At 72.7% G+C, this 15,457-nt stretch carries 12 protein-coding genes; 6 read left to right on the top strand and 6 right to left on the bottom strand.

Annotation, left to right across the window (positions count from 1 at the left end):
• The first annotated feature begins 22 nt into the window (after positions 1–22).
• Positions 23–685: a phosphatase PAP2 family protein gene (locus tag Pen02_RS25825; RefSeq protein ID WP_203868681.1), complete on the top strand. Its 663-nt coding sequence runs from the start codon at positions 23–25 to the stop codon at positions 683–685.
• A 22-nt stretch (positions 686–707) separates the two neighbouring features.
• On the opposite strand, the gene Pen02_RS25820 is transcribed toward Pen02_RS25825, so the two are convergent.
• Positions 708–1,370, bottom strand: a complete 663-nt coding sequence (locus tag Pen02_RS25820; RefSeq protein ID WP_203868680.1) for a response regulator — start codon at positions 1,368–1,370, stop codon at positions 708–710.
• Positions 1,367–2,974, bottom strand: a complete 1,608-nt coding sequence (locus Pen02_RS25815) for a sensor histidine kinase (RefSeq protein ID WP_239141290.1) — start codon at positions 2,972–2,974, stop codon at positions 1,367–1,369. Before Pen02_RS25815 ends, Pen02_RS25820 begins: the two co-directional genes overlap by 4 nt.
• A gap of 247 nt (positions 2,975–3,221) precedes the next feature.
• Here Pen02_RS25815 and Pen02_RS25810 point away from each other — a divergent pair, with 247 nt between their 5' ends.
• Both Pen02_RS25810 and Pen02_RS25805 read left to right on the top strand, forming a co-directional pair.
• Positions 3,222–3,758: a hypothetical protein gene (locus tag Pen02_RS25810; RefSeq protein ID WP_203868715.1), complete on the top strand. Its 537-nt coding sequence runs from the start codon at positions 3,222–3,224 to the stop codon at positions 3,756–3,758.
• A 660-nt stretch (positions 3,759–4,418) separates the two neighbouring features.
• Entirely contained in the window at positions 4,419–4,850 is a 432-nt protein-coding gene (locus tag Pen02_RS25805; RefSeq protein ID WP_203868720.1) for a hypothetical protein, read from the top strand.
• Positions 4,851–4,987: 137 nt separating this feature from the next.
• Here Pen02_RS25805 and Pen02_RS25800 read toward each other — a convergent pair whose 3' ends face one another.
• On the bottom strand, positions 4,988–5,644 hold the full coding sequence (locus Pen02_RS25800; protein ID WP_203868679.1) for a hypothetical protein: 657 nt from the start codon (positions 5,642–5,644) through the stop codon (positions 4,988–4,990).
• A 324-nt stretch (positions 5,645–5,968) separates the two neighbouring features.
• Positions 5,969–7,378: a glutamate--tRNA ligase gene (gltX, locus tag Pen02_RS25795; RefSeq protein WP_203868678.1), complete on the bottom strand. Its 1,410-nt coding sequence runs from the start codon at positions 7,376–7,378 to the stop codon at positions 5,969–5,971.
• Positions 7,379–7,617: 239 nt separating this feature from the next.
• Between gltX and Pen02_RS25790 the strand changes: the two genes are divergently transcribed.
• On the top strand, positions 7,618–8,055 hold the full coding sequence (locus Pen02_RS25790) for an SRPBCC family protein (protein WP_203868677.1): 438 nt from the start codon (positions 7,618–7,620) through the stop codon (positions 8,053–8,055).
• Between the two features lie 61 nt (positions 8,056–8,116).
• Here Pen02_RS25790 and aceE read toward each other — a convergent pair whose 3' ends face one another.
• Positions 8,117–10,873, bottom strand: coding sequence for a pyruvate dehydrogenase (acetyl-transferring), homodimeric type (aceE, locus tag Pen02_RS25785; RefSeq protein WP_203868676.1), 2,757 nt, complete (start codon positions 10,871–10,873; stop codon positions 8,117–8,119).
• A 304-nt stretch (positions 10,874–11,177) separates the two neighbouring features.
• Between aceE and Pen02_RS25780 the strand changes: the two genes are divergently transcribed.
• The gene (locus tag Pen02_RS25780) at positions 11,178–11,582 is read left to right on the top strand and encodes a YjbQ family protein (protein ID WP_203868675.1); all 405 of its coding nucleotides are present in this window, start codon (positions 11,178–11,180) and stop codon (positions 11,580–11,582) included.
• Positions 11,583–11,751: 169 nt separating this feature from the next.
• Positions 11,752–13,506 carry a DUF4139 domain-containing protein gene (locus Pen02_RS25775; RefSeq protein ID WP_239141289.1) on the top strand — a complete coding sequence of 585 codons (1,755 nt, stop codon included), beginning with the start codon at positions 11,752–11,754 and terminating at the stop codon, positions 13,504–13,506.
• A 112-nt stretch (positions 13,507–13,618) separates the two neighbouring features.
• On the opposite strand, the gene Pen02_RS25770 is transcribed toward Pen02_RS25775, so the two are convergent.
• Complete coding sequence (locus tag Pen02_RS25770; RefSeq protein ID WP_203868674.1) at positions 13,619–15,274, bottom strand: alkaline phosphatase D family protein; 1,656 nt, start codon at positions 15,272–15,274, stop codon at positions 13,619–13,621.
• Between the last annotated feature and the right edge of the window lie 183 nt (positions 15,275–15,457).

Genomic DNA, 15,457 nt, shown 5'->3' with positions numbered 1-15,457 from the left:
CCGGCCGTGGCATCATTTCCCGATGATCGCGCGCCTGCCGTTGGCCGTACCGTTGCTCGCGCTCGCCGGGTTCCTGGTGCTGCTCGCGCTGACCGTGGCCGGGTGGACACCGCTGGACCGGTTCGACAGCGCGGTCAGCGACGCCTTCCGGGGGCACGGCGACGCCAGCCCCCGCCTGGTCGACGTGCTCCGGGTGGCCACCGACGTGGCCGCCACCGTGCCGTTCCTGGCCGCCGGGCTGGCCGTCACCGTCGGGCTGGCCATCCGGCGCCACCGCCCGGCGGCCACGCTCTGCGCCGTGGTGACCGTACTGGTGCCGGTGCTCTGGGGGCTGATGCACTGGCTGGTGCACCACCCCCGCCCGGAGGACGGCTTCGTGGTGATCGACAGCAACGGCTTTCCGAGCGGGCACACCAGCAACGCGGCGGCGGCGGCGCTGGTGGCCGTACTCCTGCTCTGGTCCCGGCTCGGCAGGCCGGCCCGGGTGCTCACGGTCGCGCTGGCCGTGGCGTTCGGGGTCTTCGTCGGGCTGACCCGGGTCGCCCTGCTGGCGCACTGGCCGACCGACGTGCTCGGCGGCTGGCTGCTGGCGCTCGCCGTCGTCCCACTGGCCGCCCGGATGGTGGAACGCCCGGCCACCAGTCCTCGACCGTCCGACCACCACCCGGACCACGCCGTCCGGTAGGCCCGGCGGGTGCGGGTCGCGGTCAGGGCGGTGCCAGGCCCAGGTCCTGGGCGAGGATGGCCGCCTGTACCCGGCTGCGCAGGCCGAGCTTGCCGAGGATCCGGCTGACGTGCGTTTTGGTGGTGCTCTCCGCCATCGTCAGCCGCTCGGCGATCTGCTGGTTCGACAGCCCCAGGCCGAGACAGGCGAGCACGTCCCGCTCCCGGGGCGTCAGGTCGGCCAGTGCCGCCCGGGCCGTCGCCGGGGTGGTCGGTACGGTGGCGGCGAACGCGGTGATCAACCGACGGGTCACCGCCGGGGCGATGATCCCCTCGCCCCGGGCGACGGTACGCACCGCGTCGACCAGCCCGTCGGCGTCGGTGTCCTTCAGCAGGAACCCGGACGCGCCGGCCCGGAGCGCGCCGAAGACGTACTCGTCGAGGTCGAACGTGGTCAGCACCAGGACGTCGGCCAGTTGCTCGGCGACGATCTCGCCGGTTGCCGACACGCCGTCGAGCCGGGGCATCCGGACGTCGAGTACGGCCACGTCCGGCCGCAGCCGCCGGCACAACGCCACCGCCTCCTCGCCGTCGGCCGCCTCGCCGACCACCTCCAGCCCAGGGGTACCGGCCAGGATCAGCACCAGCCCGGCCCGGACGGCGTCCTGGTCGTCGGCGACCACCACCCGGATCACGGGGCCCGTCACACCGCCCCCGCCGGCCCCGGAAGTGGCACCGGCCCCGGAACGGTCGCCGGCCGGGTCGCCGGGGAGGTCTCGTGGGTACGGGCCGGCTCGTCGTTCGGCAGCTCGGCGTGCACCCGCCAACTCGACCCGGAGGGACCGGCCTCGAACCGGCCGCCGAGCAGGGCGGCCCGTTCCCGCATCCCGATCAGTCCGGCACCCGCCCCGGGCAGCCCGGCCCCGGCCGCGACCCTGGCCGTGCGTGGCTCGCCGGTGCGCGGGTCGGCGGGGCGTGGCTCGGCGTTGCGTGGCTCGGCTGTGCGTGGCTCGGCTGTGCCTGGCTCGCCACCGTGGGCGAGCGGGTTCTCGATGGTGAGGCTGACCGAGCGGCGCTCGTGGCAGATGGTCAGCGTGGTCGGGCCGGCGCCGTGCTTGAGCGCGTTGGTGAGCGACTCCTGGACGATCCGGTACGCGGCCAGGTCCACGCCGACCGGCAACGGCCGTACCTCGCCGGTCGTCTCGAACCGGACCGCCAGGCCGGCGTCCCGGGCCTGGCCGACCAGCCGGTCCACCTCGGCCAGCCTGGCCCGTACGGGCCCGTCGACCGTACCCAGCCGGGCCGGTTCGGCCCCGGCCAACACCCTCTGGCCCGGTACGGCCCCGACTCCACCGGGTACGGCCTCGACTCGGCCGCCCGATGCCGAACCGACTCCGCCGCCCGATACCGAGCCGGTTCCTCCGCCCGGTAGGGCACCGACGCCTCCCGCCGGTCCGGAACCGGCTCCGCGCAGGGCGGGTCCGGTGCCGGGCGGCACGGCTTCGGGCCTGCTCGACAGCGGTGCGGACTCGGCGTCGGCCGGCTCCCGGAGCAGGCCGATCATCTGCCGCATCTCGGCGAGTCCCTGCACGCTGTTCTCCCGGATCACCCGCAGCGCCTGGTCGAGCTGTGCCCGGTCCAGCCCGGAAACGGAGAGCGCTGCGGTGGCGTGGATGGCGACCGCGCTCAGATGGTTGGCGATCACGTCGTGCAGTTCTCGGGCCATCCGGCTCCGTTCCGCCGCCACCGCCTGGCGCCGGTCGAGTTCGGCCAGCCGGGCGGTCTGCTCGGCCCGGGCCCGCTCGGCGGCGGCCTGGTCACGGTACTGCCGGACCCCGATCCCGCTGACCACCGGCAGTACCCCGATCAGCACCACCGGAATCCCCAGCCCGACGCCCTGCCAGGCCGGCGACATCACGAGTACCCCCACCAGTACGGCGACCCCGGTCACCACCAGGTTGATCCGGAGCAGTCGGCGCCAGAGCCTCGGCGGCCCGTACACGCAGGAGTCGAAGAGCACCTGGGTGTAGACCAGGGTGGTGGGCAGCGTCGATCCGAAGACGAGGTCGACGGCGAAGGCGACGGTGCCGAGGGCCAGGCCGCGCCGGGTCGCCACCCGGCGCAGCGCGACGGCCAGGCAGGTCACCGCGAGGGTGCCGACGGAGAGTCCCGGTGGCGCGTCCAGCAGGCTCGGATTGATCGGGTTGTAGACCCCGAGCGCCATCATCAGCAGCCCGCCCGCCAGGGACGCGGACGCCACCGCGACGTCCCGGGACAGGGACCCGCGTTCGAGGCTCAGCCGTGCGGTCACCCCCCGATCCCATCACACTCCCGGGCCGTTCCCCTCGGCCGCGACGACGAGGCAGCGCTGGTCAGGGTCCGTCGAAGGGTGTAGGCGTACCTCTTTCGGCGGACCCGCATCTCGGTACCGGTGCCGACGTCGCGGCCGGTCGCCCTGGGAAGACTGGTGGCAGCACCGGACGGCGGGCGCCGGCGAGGTGGTGGGGCCCGCGCCGGGCCGGACCTGGGCCGGCAGGCGGGAGAATCGGGGGTACGGGATGCTGGCGGTGATCGCCGCGGGCGAGATCGGGTTCTGGGTACTGCTCGGCGCCGGCCTGATCGCCCGCTATCCGCTCCGGATGCCCCGGCTCGGCGCGCTGCTGCTGCTCGGCACACCGTTGATCGATCTGGTGATCCTGGTCGCCGGCGTGCTCGACCTGCGACGTGGTGCCACCGCCAGCTTCGTGCACGGGCTGGCGGCGGCGTACCTCGGCTTCTCGGTCGCCTTCGGGCACAGCATGATCCGCTGGGCCGACCAGCGGTTCGCACACCGGTTCGCGGGCGGGCCGCCGCCGACGAAGCCCCCGAGCGGCGGCTGGGCCCGCGCCCGGTACGAGTGGCGGGAGTGGGCCAAGGGGCTGCTGGGCTGGGCGATCGCCTGTGGGCTGCTCGGTCTCGGCATTCTGATGGTCGGTGACCTGGACCGCACCACCGAACTGTTCGCCTGGATCGTCCGGCTGACGGTCGCGATCGTGATCTGGCTCGTCGCCTTCCCGCTCTGGATGACCGTCTTCCCGAAACCCGCCCAGAACTGACCCTCCCGAAGCCTGTCGAGGACCGACCGCGCCTCCTCCGGTCGGCTCGAACCGGGTCGCCGAGCGGTCCTGGTTCGCCTGTCCGTACGCCGCGCCAGCCGCCGTCGGGAGGTTAACCACTTCGTGACCTGGATCTTCCGCAAGGCGGAATGCAGCAGTTTCTCGCCACGGCGGCGTCGAACTCGTCATCTCCGACCAGTACGGTGACATGGTCTCGGTGATGCGCTTTCCCGCACTGGCCCACCGCCAAGGGTGTGGGTTGCCGTCGCACGCCGGGGCGACCGCCCACCCGGCGGCGAGTGTGAGGAGGCCTGGATGGCGCATGACGCCGAGCGTGGCTGTTCGGAGGACGAGCAGGATTCGCTGCTTGGCGATCATGGGTCGCTGCCCCCGCTCGGCCCGGCCGGCCGGTTCCGCTGGGTGTGCGGCGCGACCGCCGGGCTTCCGACGGGCCCGCTCGACGGGACGTCCGAGCAGCTCACGCCACCCGATCGCGGTGGACAGACCCGGCCGGCCCCCCGCCCCGCCGAACCGGCCACCACGCGATCGGAAGCGGTGACCGCGCGGCCCGAACCGGCGACCGCGCGATCGGACGCGGTGACGGCACGGCCCGAGCCGGTGACCGCACGGTCCGAGGCAGTGACCGCGCGGTCCGAACCGATGATCCCGCGACCGGACGCGGAGCCGGCGGAGCCGTCCGGTGCGGCCCTGCCGGTGGTGTCGGCGGCTGACCAGACCGGCCCGGTCCGGCCCGGGGAGGCGACCGAGAATGCCACCCGGGCGGTCGCCGGGGGCGGCTCCGAGCACGGCGGGACCGACCTGCTGCGGGTCGGCGACCGGTCGAGACTGGTTCCCCGGCCCCGTACCGGCGAGCCCGGCGTCGACGGGTACCGCTCCGGGGCCGGCAGCGAACCGGCCGACGAACCGGACGGGGCGGCGGGTACCCCGGAGGTGCCGGCCGAGCCGGGCGCCGGGCGTACGCCGGGATGTCAGACCGATCTGCCGGGTTGGGCCGGGGCACACCGACACGGCGCGGTACGCCCGTCACGGCGTTCCGTCCGGCGTGACCGCCCGCCCCGCCGCTGGTGTTGACCACCGCTCCGACCAGCGGTGGCGGCCCGCCGATCCGAGCGCTCTTGACCGGTGACCGGGGCGGGACCTCGGCTCCGTGCTGGAACGGGTGACCATCCGCGCCGGGAGGAGCCGAACGTGCCCGGGTCCCGGTGGGGTCAGCGGGTACGGCGCCGGACCAGCAGTGCGATGCCGGCGAGCCCGACGGTGATCGAGAGCAGTACGGCGCCGTTGAGCAGCATCAACTGCCGCAATTCGCCGAGCAGGCGGTCGACGTCCTTGCCGGTGCCGATCGCGTCGTCCGGGATGACCCGCTCGCCGCCGCCGACGCCGCCACCGTGCAGGGTGGTGATGTTCTGCTCGGGCAGCGGCGCACCCGCCGCCAGCAGCGCCTCCGCCATGGTCAGCCGGCCGAAGAACCAGGCCGCCCCGGGTCGGCTCTTGTCCGGCTGCTTGGCCGGCCGGAAGGCCCGTGGCCCGCCCTTGGCCAGCGGGTAGAGGTCGTACGACTGCTGCGCGGCGTCGCCGACGTGCACCACGATGGTGTACTTCGGACCCAGGTCGGCGGCCTTCGGCCCGCTGGTGTTGCCGCCGCCGGTCTTCATGAAGCCGACCTGGTCGATCAGCGCGGCGAAGAGTTCCGGCCTGCCCTGGGCCCGGATGGTGATCGGGGCCGGCAGCCCCTTGCCGGTGATCACGACCGAGGTCGGCCGGGCCGGCTTCGCCTGGGCGGCACCCGCGATCCCGAGCCAACTCGTTGCCGCAATCAGCAGCGTGGCCACGCCGACTAGTCGACGACTCACCTCTCCGGCCATCGCCGACCTCCTCGCCCCGTCTCGATGGTGGCCATGATGCAGGTCACGCGCTGGTTGGTCGGTGGAGCGCACGACACTGTCCCGGATGGACCTGCCGTACTCACTACAAAGACTCCGCAGAACGCCGCTCGGTTGCACCTGTACGAGCAGTAATTGGAACTATCTGCGATCTAGGGTCGACTAGGTGACGAGCCATTGATCAGTTGGCCGAAATCGTAGCGGGGTGGACGCGGCAATGGGGGCCCGGGTCTCTCGTGTCGGGACACTCGTGCAGAGCGTCGTGCCGGCGACGCTCTGCGTACTGCTGGCGGGAATCCCCCGGGGTCAGACCAGCCGGAGTCGGGCCGCGCGGAGCCGGGTGAGGGTACGGTCGCGGCCGAGTACGGCCAGCGACTCGAAGAGCGGCAGTCCGACGCTGCGCCCGGTGACGGCCACCCGGACGGGTGCCTGCGCCTTGCCGAGCTTGAGCCCCCGGCCGGCGCCGACCTCCTCCAGGGTCGCCTTCAGCGGCTCGGCGGCCCACTCGGGCAGCGCCTCGAAGGCGGCGATGGCCTCGTCGAGCAGCTCGGCCGAACCCTCCTTCATGGCCTTCGCCCAGGCCGCCTCGTCGATCAGCGGCGACTCCAGGAAGAGGAAGTCGACGTTCGGCACGATCTCGCTGAGTACCGCGATCCGGGTCTGGGCCAGCGGCGCCACCTCGGCGAACGCCGCCGGGTCGAACTCGGCCGGCTGCCAGGGCGGCGGCGCGATGGTCTCGGTGCCGGTCAGCCAGGGCTGGCAGGCCGCGACGAACTCGTCGACCGGCAGCGCCCGGATGTAGTCACCGTTGAAGGCGCGCAGCTTCTTCTCGTCGAAGAACGCCGGTGACGGGTTCACCTCGGCCAGCCGGAACTCGGACTCGATCACCGACCAGGGCACGATCTCCCGGTCGCCCGAGGGTGCCCAGCCGAGCAGCATCAGGTAGTTGCGCATGGCGGCGGCGAGGTAGCCCTCGTCCCGGTACGCCTCCAGCGCCACCTTGTCGCGCCGCTTCGAGAGCTTCTGGCGCTTCTCGTTGACCACCACCGGCACGTGGGCCCAGATCGGCGGCTTGACCCCGAGCGCGTCCCAGAGGAGCTGCTGCTTGGGCGTGTTCGGCAGGTGCTCCTCGGCCCGGATCACGTGCGTGATCCCCATCAGCATGTCGTCCACGACGTTGGCCAGCAGGAAGACCGCCGAGCCGTCGGCCCGGGCGATCACGAAGTCCTCGATCAGCTTGTTCTCGAAGGTCGGCTCGCCGCGTACCAGGTCGACCACCACGGTCTCGCCCTCGTCCGGGGTGCGGAACCGCAGCGCGCGGCCCGGCCCCGGCTCCAGGCCACGGTCCCGGCAGAAGCCGTCGTAGCCCTGGTACTGCGAGCCGGTGCGGGCCTGGATCGCCTCCCGGGTGCAGTCGCAGTAGTACGCCCGGCCGGCGGCGTGCAGCCGGCTCGCGGCGGCGCGGTGCTCGTCCGCGTTCGCGGACTGGAAGTGCGGTCCCTCGTAGCTGCCCCGGGCAATCCCGATCCAGTCCAGCGCGGAGAGGATTCCCTCGGTCCATTCCGGGCGGTTGCGGGCCGCGTCGGTGTCCTCGATCCGCAGCACGAAGACGCCGCCCTGCTGCTTGGCGAAGATCCAGTTCTGTAGGGCCGAGCGGGCACCGCCGACGTGGAACATTCCAGTCGGGGAGGGGGCAAAGCGTACGCGTACCGTCACGGCTCACAGCCTACGCAGGCCCCGGTGGCCGGCCGCCACCAGGTTTCCGGTGGGCCGCTCCGCCGATCTCCGGCCGTGGCGGGACGCCGGGGCGGCAGGGCCGATCGCCCGGCCCGCCCGGCGCCGAATTCCACGGCGGTAGTTTCTCCCGGCGTGTCGGTGGTTAATAGTCCGTTTTCGCCGTAATCGTGAATAAGCTGCCAATGGTCAGGGCTTGTCCGCAATGGAGGCGACTAGGGATGATGCTCATCGAACGCAGCACGCGGGTGGCCGCACCGATCGAAGCGGTGTGGGATCTGGTCCAGCGTGCTGAGGACCTGCCGGGCTGGCTGGCCGGGGTACGACAGGCGGAGGTGCTCTCCGGCGAGGGCATCGGCCGCCGTCAGCGGGTACACGCGGCGGGCCGGGCGATGGACGCCGAGGTGATCGCGTACCAGGAGCCGAACCTGATCGCCTGGCGGGAGCGGGTCGAGGGAGCCGGCGCACGGGCCGAGGCGCGCACCGAGGTGTACGTCGAACTCGCGCCGGAGGAGGACGGCACCTCGGTACGCCTGATCATGGTCCGGTGGCCGGCCGGCCCGGTCAGCGGCGCGCTGCTGCGCTGGGGGATGCGCCGGGTCGGCGCCGACCTCGAAGGCTCGCTGGCCCGGCTCACCGGCCTGGCCACCGTAGGCTGAGGGCGGGCCGTCGCGGCTGCGACGGCCCGCCCCCTGGGAAGCCCGGATCAGTTGCGGACGGTCAGGAGTCCCCGCCGGTCTCGCCCACCGGGGCCGCCGCGATGTCGTCGATCGCGTACTTCTTGGCCGCCTCGGCCGGCACCGACGGCGGCACCACGCCGCGCCGCGCCAACTGCCGCAGCGTCGCCACGGCCACCGACTCGGCGTCCACGTGGAAGTGCCGGCGCAGCGCGTGCCGGGTGTCCGAGAGCCCGAACCCGTCGGTGCCGAGCGAGGTGTAGTCGCCCGGGATCCACCGCGAGATCAGGTCCGGTACCGCCCGCATCCAGTCGCTGACCGCCACCACCGGTCCGTCGGCGTCGGCCAGCTTCCGCTGGATGTACGGCGTGCGCGGCTCGTCGCCCGGGTGCAGGAGGTTGTACTCCTCGCACTCCACCGCGTCCCGGCGCAGCTCCGTCCAGGAGGTGACCGACCAGACGTCGGCCGCCACGCCCCAGTCCTGGGCCAGCAGGTGCTGGGCCTTCAGCGCCCACTGCATCCCGGTGCCGGAGGCGAGGATGTTCGCCCGGGGTGCGTCGCCGCCGTCCGTGCCGCCGACCGAGGGAGCCGGCGCGTACCGGTAGATGCCCTTGAGCAGCCCCTCCACGTCGACGTCCGCCGGCTCGGCCGGTTGCACCAGCGGCTCGTTGTAGACGGTCAGGTAGTAGAAGACGTTCTCCGGGCTCTCGCCGTACATCCGGTGCAGGCCGTGCTCGAAGATGTGCGCGATCTCGAACGCGAACGCCGGGTCGTACGCCACCACGGCCGGGTTGGTCGCGGCGATCAGGTGCGAGTGGCCGTCCTCGTGTTGCAGACCCTCGCCGTTGAGCGTGGTCCGGCCGGCGGTGGCGCCGAGCACGAAGCCCCGGGCCATCTGGTCGGCCGCCGCCCAGAACGCGTCGCCGGTGCGCTGGAAGCCGAACATCGAGTAGAAGATGTACAGCGGGATCATCGGCTCGCCGTGCGTGGCGTACGCCGAACCGGCGGCGGTGAACGAGGCGACCGAACCGGCCTCGTTGATCCCCTCGTGCAGGATCTGCCCGGTGGTGGCCTCCTTGTAGGACAGGAACAGCTCCCGGTCCACCGAGGTGTACTTCTGGCCGTGTGGCGAGTAGATCTTCTGGGTCGGGAAGAGCGAGTCCATCCCGAAGGTGCGCGCCTCGTCCGGGATGATCGGCACGAACCGCTTGCCGAACTCCCGGTCCTTCATCACGTCCTTCAGCAGCCGGACGAACGCCATGGTGGTGGCGATCTTCTGCTTGCCGGAGCCCTTCTTGACGTCGGCGAAGCGCTCCTTGCCCGGCACCGGCAGCGGCGCCCACTCGGTACGCCGGCTGGGCAGGTAGCCGCCGAGCTGCTGCCGCCGCTCGCGCAGGTACTCCATCTCCTCGGACTTCTCGCCCGGGTGGTAGTACGGCGGCAGGTAGGGGTTGGTCTCCAGCGCCTCGTCGGGGATGTCCAGGTAGAGCCGGTCCCGGAAGCTCTTCAGGTCGTCCAGGGTCAGCTTCTTCATCTGGTGCGTGGCGTTGCGGGCCTCGAAGCTCGAACCCAGCGTCCAGCCCTTGATCGTCTTCGCCAGGATGACGGTCGGCTGACCGGTGTGGTTCAGCGCGGCCTGGTACGCCGCGTAGAGCTTGCGGTAGTCGTGCCCGCCCCGCTTGAGGTTCCAGATCTCGTCGTCGGAGAGCCCCTCGACCATCTTGCGGGTGCGCGGGTCACGGCCGAAGAAGTGCTCCCGGACGTACGCCCCGGACTCCGCCTTGTAGGTCTGGTAGTCGCCGTCCGGCGTGGTGTTCATCAGGTTGACCAGCGCGCCGTCGGTGTCGGCGGCGAGCAGCGGGTCCCACTCCCGGCCCCAGACGACCTTGATCACGTTCCAGCCGGCGCCCCGGAAGAACGCCTCCAGCTCCTGGATCACCTTGCCGTTGCCCCGCACCGGCCCGTCCAGCCGCTGGAGGTTGCAGTTGACCACGAAGGTGAGGTTGTCCAGCTCCTCGCGGGCCGCCGCGCCGATCGCGCCGAGCGACTCCGGCTCGTCCATCTCGCCGTCGCCGAGGAACGCCCACACGTGCTGCTGCGAGGTGTCCTTGATGCCCCGGTGGTGCAGGTACCGGTTGAACCGGGCCTGGTAGATCGCGTTGATCCCGCCGAGCCCCATCGAGACGGTGGGGAACTCCCAGAAGTCCGGCATCAGCCGAGGGTGCGGGTACGACGGAAGGCCGCCGCCCGGATGCGACAGCTCCTGCCGGAACCCGTCGAGCTGGTGCTCGGAGAGTCGACCCTCCATGAACGCCCGCGCGTACATCCCGGGGGAGCCGTGGCCCTGGTAGAAGATCTGGTCGCCGCCGCCCGGGTGGTTCTTGCCCCGGAAGAAGTGGTTGAACCCGACCTCGTAGAGGGACGCCGAGCTGGCGTAGGTGGAGATGTGCCCACCGACGCCGATCTCCGGCCGCTGTGCCCGGTGCACCAGCATGGCGGCGTTCCACCGGATGTACGCCCGGATCCGCCGCTCGATGTGCTCGTCCCCCGGGAACCAGGGTTCCTGCTCCGGCGGGATGGTGTTGATGTAGTCGGTGGTGGTCAGGGGCGGCACCCCGACCTGGCGCTCCCTGGCCCGCTCCAGCAGGCGCAGCATGACGTAGCGGGCGCGTTTGGCACCGCGCTCGTCGATGACACCGTCAAGCGACTCGACCCACTCGCTGGTTTCTTCGGGGTCGATGTCCGGAAGCTGGCTCGGCAGGCCGTCGCTGATCACCGGGCGCTTGCGTTCCGTGGCCACAGGCGTTCCCTAGGTTGTGTGTGGGATAGGTCTCTAGCGCCATCCTGCCCCCTCATGCCTAGCTCCGTCACGTCTAGACGCCGCATACGCGACGCTCGACACAGGTACCAGGCGGTAACTTTCCGGCAACAAGTCGTTTCCCGACGCAGACCTCCCGGCCCGGGACAGAACCGGCGATCCAAGATCCCCGCCCGTGGTCCCGGCCCGCCGAGCGGTCCGGCGGACGCCGGAAGATCCGGGACGGCGCCGCCGGGTACGGCGCGGCCGGCTGCGCGGCCGGACCGTGCTGCGGCAGACTTGCCGCATGCAGAGCGAGGTGATCACGATCCGGACCGGTTCCCGGCCCGTGGTCCGGGACATCACCCGGGAGGCCGAGCAGTTCCTCTCCGGCCGGGGCGACGGGCTGCTGCACGTTTTCGTGCCGCACGCCACCGCCGGACTGGCGATCATCGAGACCGGCGCCGGTTCGGACGACGACCTGTTGACCGCGCTCGACGAGCTGCTGCCGACCGACGACCGCTGGCGGCACCGGCACGGTTCACCAGGACACGGGCGGGACCACGTGCTCCCCGCCTTCCTGCCGCCGTACGCGACCCTGCCGGTGTTGGCCGGCCGGCTCGCACTCGGTACCTGGCAGTCGATCTGCCTGGTCGACCCGAACGGCGACAACCCGACCCGCCAGGTCCGGTTCTCCTTCCTGCCCGGCTGACCCTCCTACCCGGCCGACAAGCGCTGACGCTCCCGGTTGATGCTCGTTCTCGGGCCGGCAAGCGCTGACGCTGCCGGTTGATGCCCGTTCTCGGGGCGGCAAGCGCTGACCTCCCGGCAGGCTCGCGTTCCCGGCGTCCGGACTGGCGCCGGATCGGTAGCCTCGCGCGATGACCCCTTCCCGAATCGACGCGCCGATCGCCGCCGTCACGGTCTATCCGGACCGGGCCAGGGTGACCCGCCGGACCGATCTCCGCCTGCCACCCGGCGAGCATCGGGTCCGAATCGGACCGCTACCGCTCGGCCTGCTCCGCGACTCGCTGCGGGTCGGCGGGCGCGGCCCGGCGACCGTACTCGGGGTGGACGTGGCGACCGAGGTGCTGCCCCGGGTCACCGAGGGGGCCGCCGCCGAACTGGCGGAGCGGCGGCGCGGGCTGGCCGCCGAGCTGGCCGAGCTGGCCGACGCCGAGGCGGTCGAGGGGCAGCGCGCCGACTTCCTGGGGCTGCTCACCCAGCGGGCCGGCGACAGCTACGCCCAGGCACTCGCGGCCGGCGAGGCCACCCCGGGCGACGTCGCCGGGTTCGCCGACTCGGTGGCCGAGCAGACCACCGCGAGCCAGGCCCGGCGGCGGGAGCTGGGCCGCCGCCAGGAGGAGACCCGGGAGCGGCTGGCGGCAGTCGACCGGGAGATCGCGGCACTGTCCGGCCGGCGCTTTCCGGACCGGCTCGTCGCCGAGGTGACGCTCCGGATCGAGCCGACCGAGCCCGCGCTCCGCGACGAGCCGACCGAGCCGGCGCTTCCGACCGGGTCGACCGGGTCTACCGGGCCGGCGCTCCCGGCCGAGTCGGGCGATCCGGCGGCGGGGTCCGCCGTGGACCGGCCCGAGCCGGGGGAGAGCGGGGGCGCGGCGGTCCAGCTCGAACTGTCGTACGTGGTGGAGGGGGCGGGCTGGACCTCCTCGTACGACCTCCGGCTGGTCGACGAGACCCTCACACTCACCTGGTTCGGGCTGGTCAGCCAGCGGACCGGCGAGGACTGGCCGGAGTGCGAGCTGCTGCTCTCCACGGCCCGCCCGGCGACCGGGACCGAGCTGCCCGAGCTGGACCCGTGGTACCTGCGCCAGGCGGAACCGGTGGTCTGGACGGAGCGGGAGGTCACCCGGGGCGGTGGACCGGCCCGGATGCGGGCGGCGAGCGCACCGGCACCTACGGGCGGGCCACTTCCACCGGCCGCCGTCGGCTTGGCACAACCGTCCGCGCTCCCGCCGCCGCCGGTGGCACAGTCGGGCGCCACCCTGACCCAGGGGGCACAGGCCGCCACCTACCGGCCGGCCCGCGCGGTGGCCGTACCGGCGGACGGGGGCGCGCACCGGGCCGTCGTCGCCGTACTGGAGCTGGCGGCGACGCTCGACCACGTCACCGCGCCGGTCCGGGCCTCCGGGGTGCACCTGAGGGCCACCGTGGTCAACGGCTCCGCACACACCCTGCTGCCCGGCCCGGCGTCGGTCTTCCACGACAGCGACTTCGTCGGCGGTACGACCCTGCCGACCTGGGCGCCGGGCGAGGAGGTGGAGGTGGCGCTCGGACTCGACGACCGGATCCGGGTGAAGCGGGAACTGGTCCGGCGCAGCGACACGAAGGCGACCCTGGGCTCGACCCGGCGCCGCGAGGTCGAGTACCGGATCACCCTGGCCAACCACACGCCCCGGCCGGCCCGGCTGACCGTGCGCGACCAGCTTCCGGTCTCGCAGAGCGACGGCATCACGGTACGGGAGCTGCGGCTGGACCCGCCGCCGGACGAGCGGGCCGCGCTCGGCGAGCTGATCTGGCGGCTGGAGTTGCCGCCGGGCGGCTCCCGGGAGATCGTCACCGGGCTCCGGGTGGAGCTGGCCAAGGGGATCGAACTGCTCGGCTGGCGCGAGTAGCGCCCGAGCTTCCGGCGAGCGGTGGACGGCCCTGGCCGGCCCGGACCCGAACCGGGCCGGCCAGGAACCGGGTCGACCCGGCGGGACCACCGGGTCGATGCGGTACGCGGCCTCAGGGCCGGGTGTTCTCCCGGGCCATGGTCTCGGCCGCGAGGTCCACGGTGGAGCGGGCGGTGGCGGTGGCCGGATCCACCGGCCGGTCGTACGTCTGCCGCAGCCCCGGCACCCGGTCCTCGACCACGAACGACGCCCGGGTGTACGCCTCCGCGCCCGGCGTGGTGACGTGCGGCAGCACCTTGAAGTCGGCCCGCAGCTCCCGCTCGGTGAACCGGGTCAGCACGTAGCCGCGCTGGTTGTTGTGGAACTTCAGGTGCGGGTTGTGCGGGAAGTACGGGTGGCTGCCGGTGACCGAGTCGGCGCCGTTGCCGCCCGAGGTGATCGACGAGCAGACCAGCTCGCTGCCGACGGTCCGGGAGGTCGGGTCGTCGTAGTCGAGCTTCAGATCGGTGGCCCAGTGCGCGTGCACGTCACCGGTGAGCACGACGGTGTTCCGGACCTTCGCCTCCACCCAGCCCCGGGTGATCCGGTCCCGGGAGCCGACGTACCCGTCCCAACTGTCCATCGAGGTGAACTTGGCCGGGCCGGCGTCGGTGTCCCGCTGGCCGAAGAAGACCTGCTGGCCGAGGACGTCCCAGCGGGCGTCGGAGCGGCGGAAGCCGTCGATCAGCCAGCGCTCCTGCTCCGCACCGGTGATCGAGCGGGCCGGGTCGGCTGCTGCCGGGCAGTTCTTCGTACCGTCGCCGCAGGCCTGGTCGTCCCGGTACTGCCGGGTGTCGAGCATGTGGAAGTTGATCAGCCGCCCCCAGCGGAGCCGGCGGTAGAGCTGCATGTCGATGCCGTTCGGGATCGAGGTGCGGCGCAGCGGCATGTTCTCGTAGTACGCCTGGAACGCCGCCGCCCGGCGGGCCAGGAAGTCCGGCTGCGGGATCTCCGGCCGCTCGTAGACCTCGTCGGCCCAGTTGTTGTCCAGCTCGTGGTCGTCCCAGACCACCACCCAGGGCGCCACCTGGTGCGCGGCCCGCAGGTCCGGGTCGGACTTGTACTGCGCGTGCCGCTGCCGGTAGTTCGCCAGCGTGACCGTCTCCGGCCCCTCGTGGTCGCGCGGGTTCCCGCCCGGGATGTTGTACGAGTCCTTCGTGTACTCGTACTGGTAGTCGCCGAGGTGCAGGACCAGGTCCGGCTCCTCCTCGGCGAGGCGCCGGTAGGCGGTGAAGTAGCCGTGCTCGAACTGCGAGCAGGAGGCGAAGGCCATCGTCAGGGCGGCGCCGCCGAGCGCCCAGGGCGCCGGGGCGGTGCGGGTCCGGCCGACCGGCGAGGTGTGCCGCTCGGCGTGGAACCGGTAGAAGTACTCGCGTCCGGGCTGGAGGCCGTTCAGTTCGACGTGCACCGAGTGCCCGGACTGCGGGCGGGCCACCGCCGTGCCCCGGCGTACCACGTGCCGGAACCGCTCGTCGGCGGCGAGTTCCCAGCGCACCGGCACGGCCCGGTTCGGCATGCCGCCCAGGCCGTCCTCGGCGAGCGGGGTCGGCGCGAGCCGGGTCCAGAGCACGAAGCCGTCGGAGTCCGGGTCGCCGGAGGCGACGCCGAGGGTGAACGGGTCGGCGGTGAGCGGACGGGCGGCGGCTGCCGGGCTGGGCAGGCCGGTCACCGCGCCGGCGGCTCCGACCGCGGCGCCGGTGAGCAGAAGGGTACGGCGGGACATTGCCATCGAGATCTCCCAAGATCCGGTGGACAGGCTCCGAGCAGCCTCGCGACCACCGGTTCCTCGGGCCGATCGTCCCGATAACGACCCGTCGAACAAGAAGTGAAGGGAAGGGGCCGGCTTGCCCGGTTCGGACCGCGACGTCCCCGCCGGTTGCCCGCTCAGGTGCCCGAGGGTGACCAGCAGGGT

It is taken from the genome of Plantactinospora endophytica (assembly GCF_016862915.1).
Lineage (GTDB): Bacteria > Actinomycetota > Actinomycetes > Mycobacteriales > Micromonosporaceae > Plantactinospora > Plantactinospora endophytica.
Note: the sequence above shows the minus strand (reverse complement) of the source record. Positions and strands in the feature narration are given on the sequence as shown.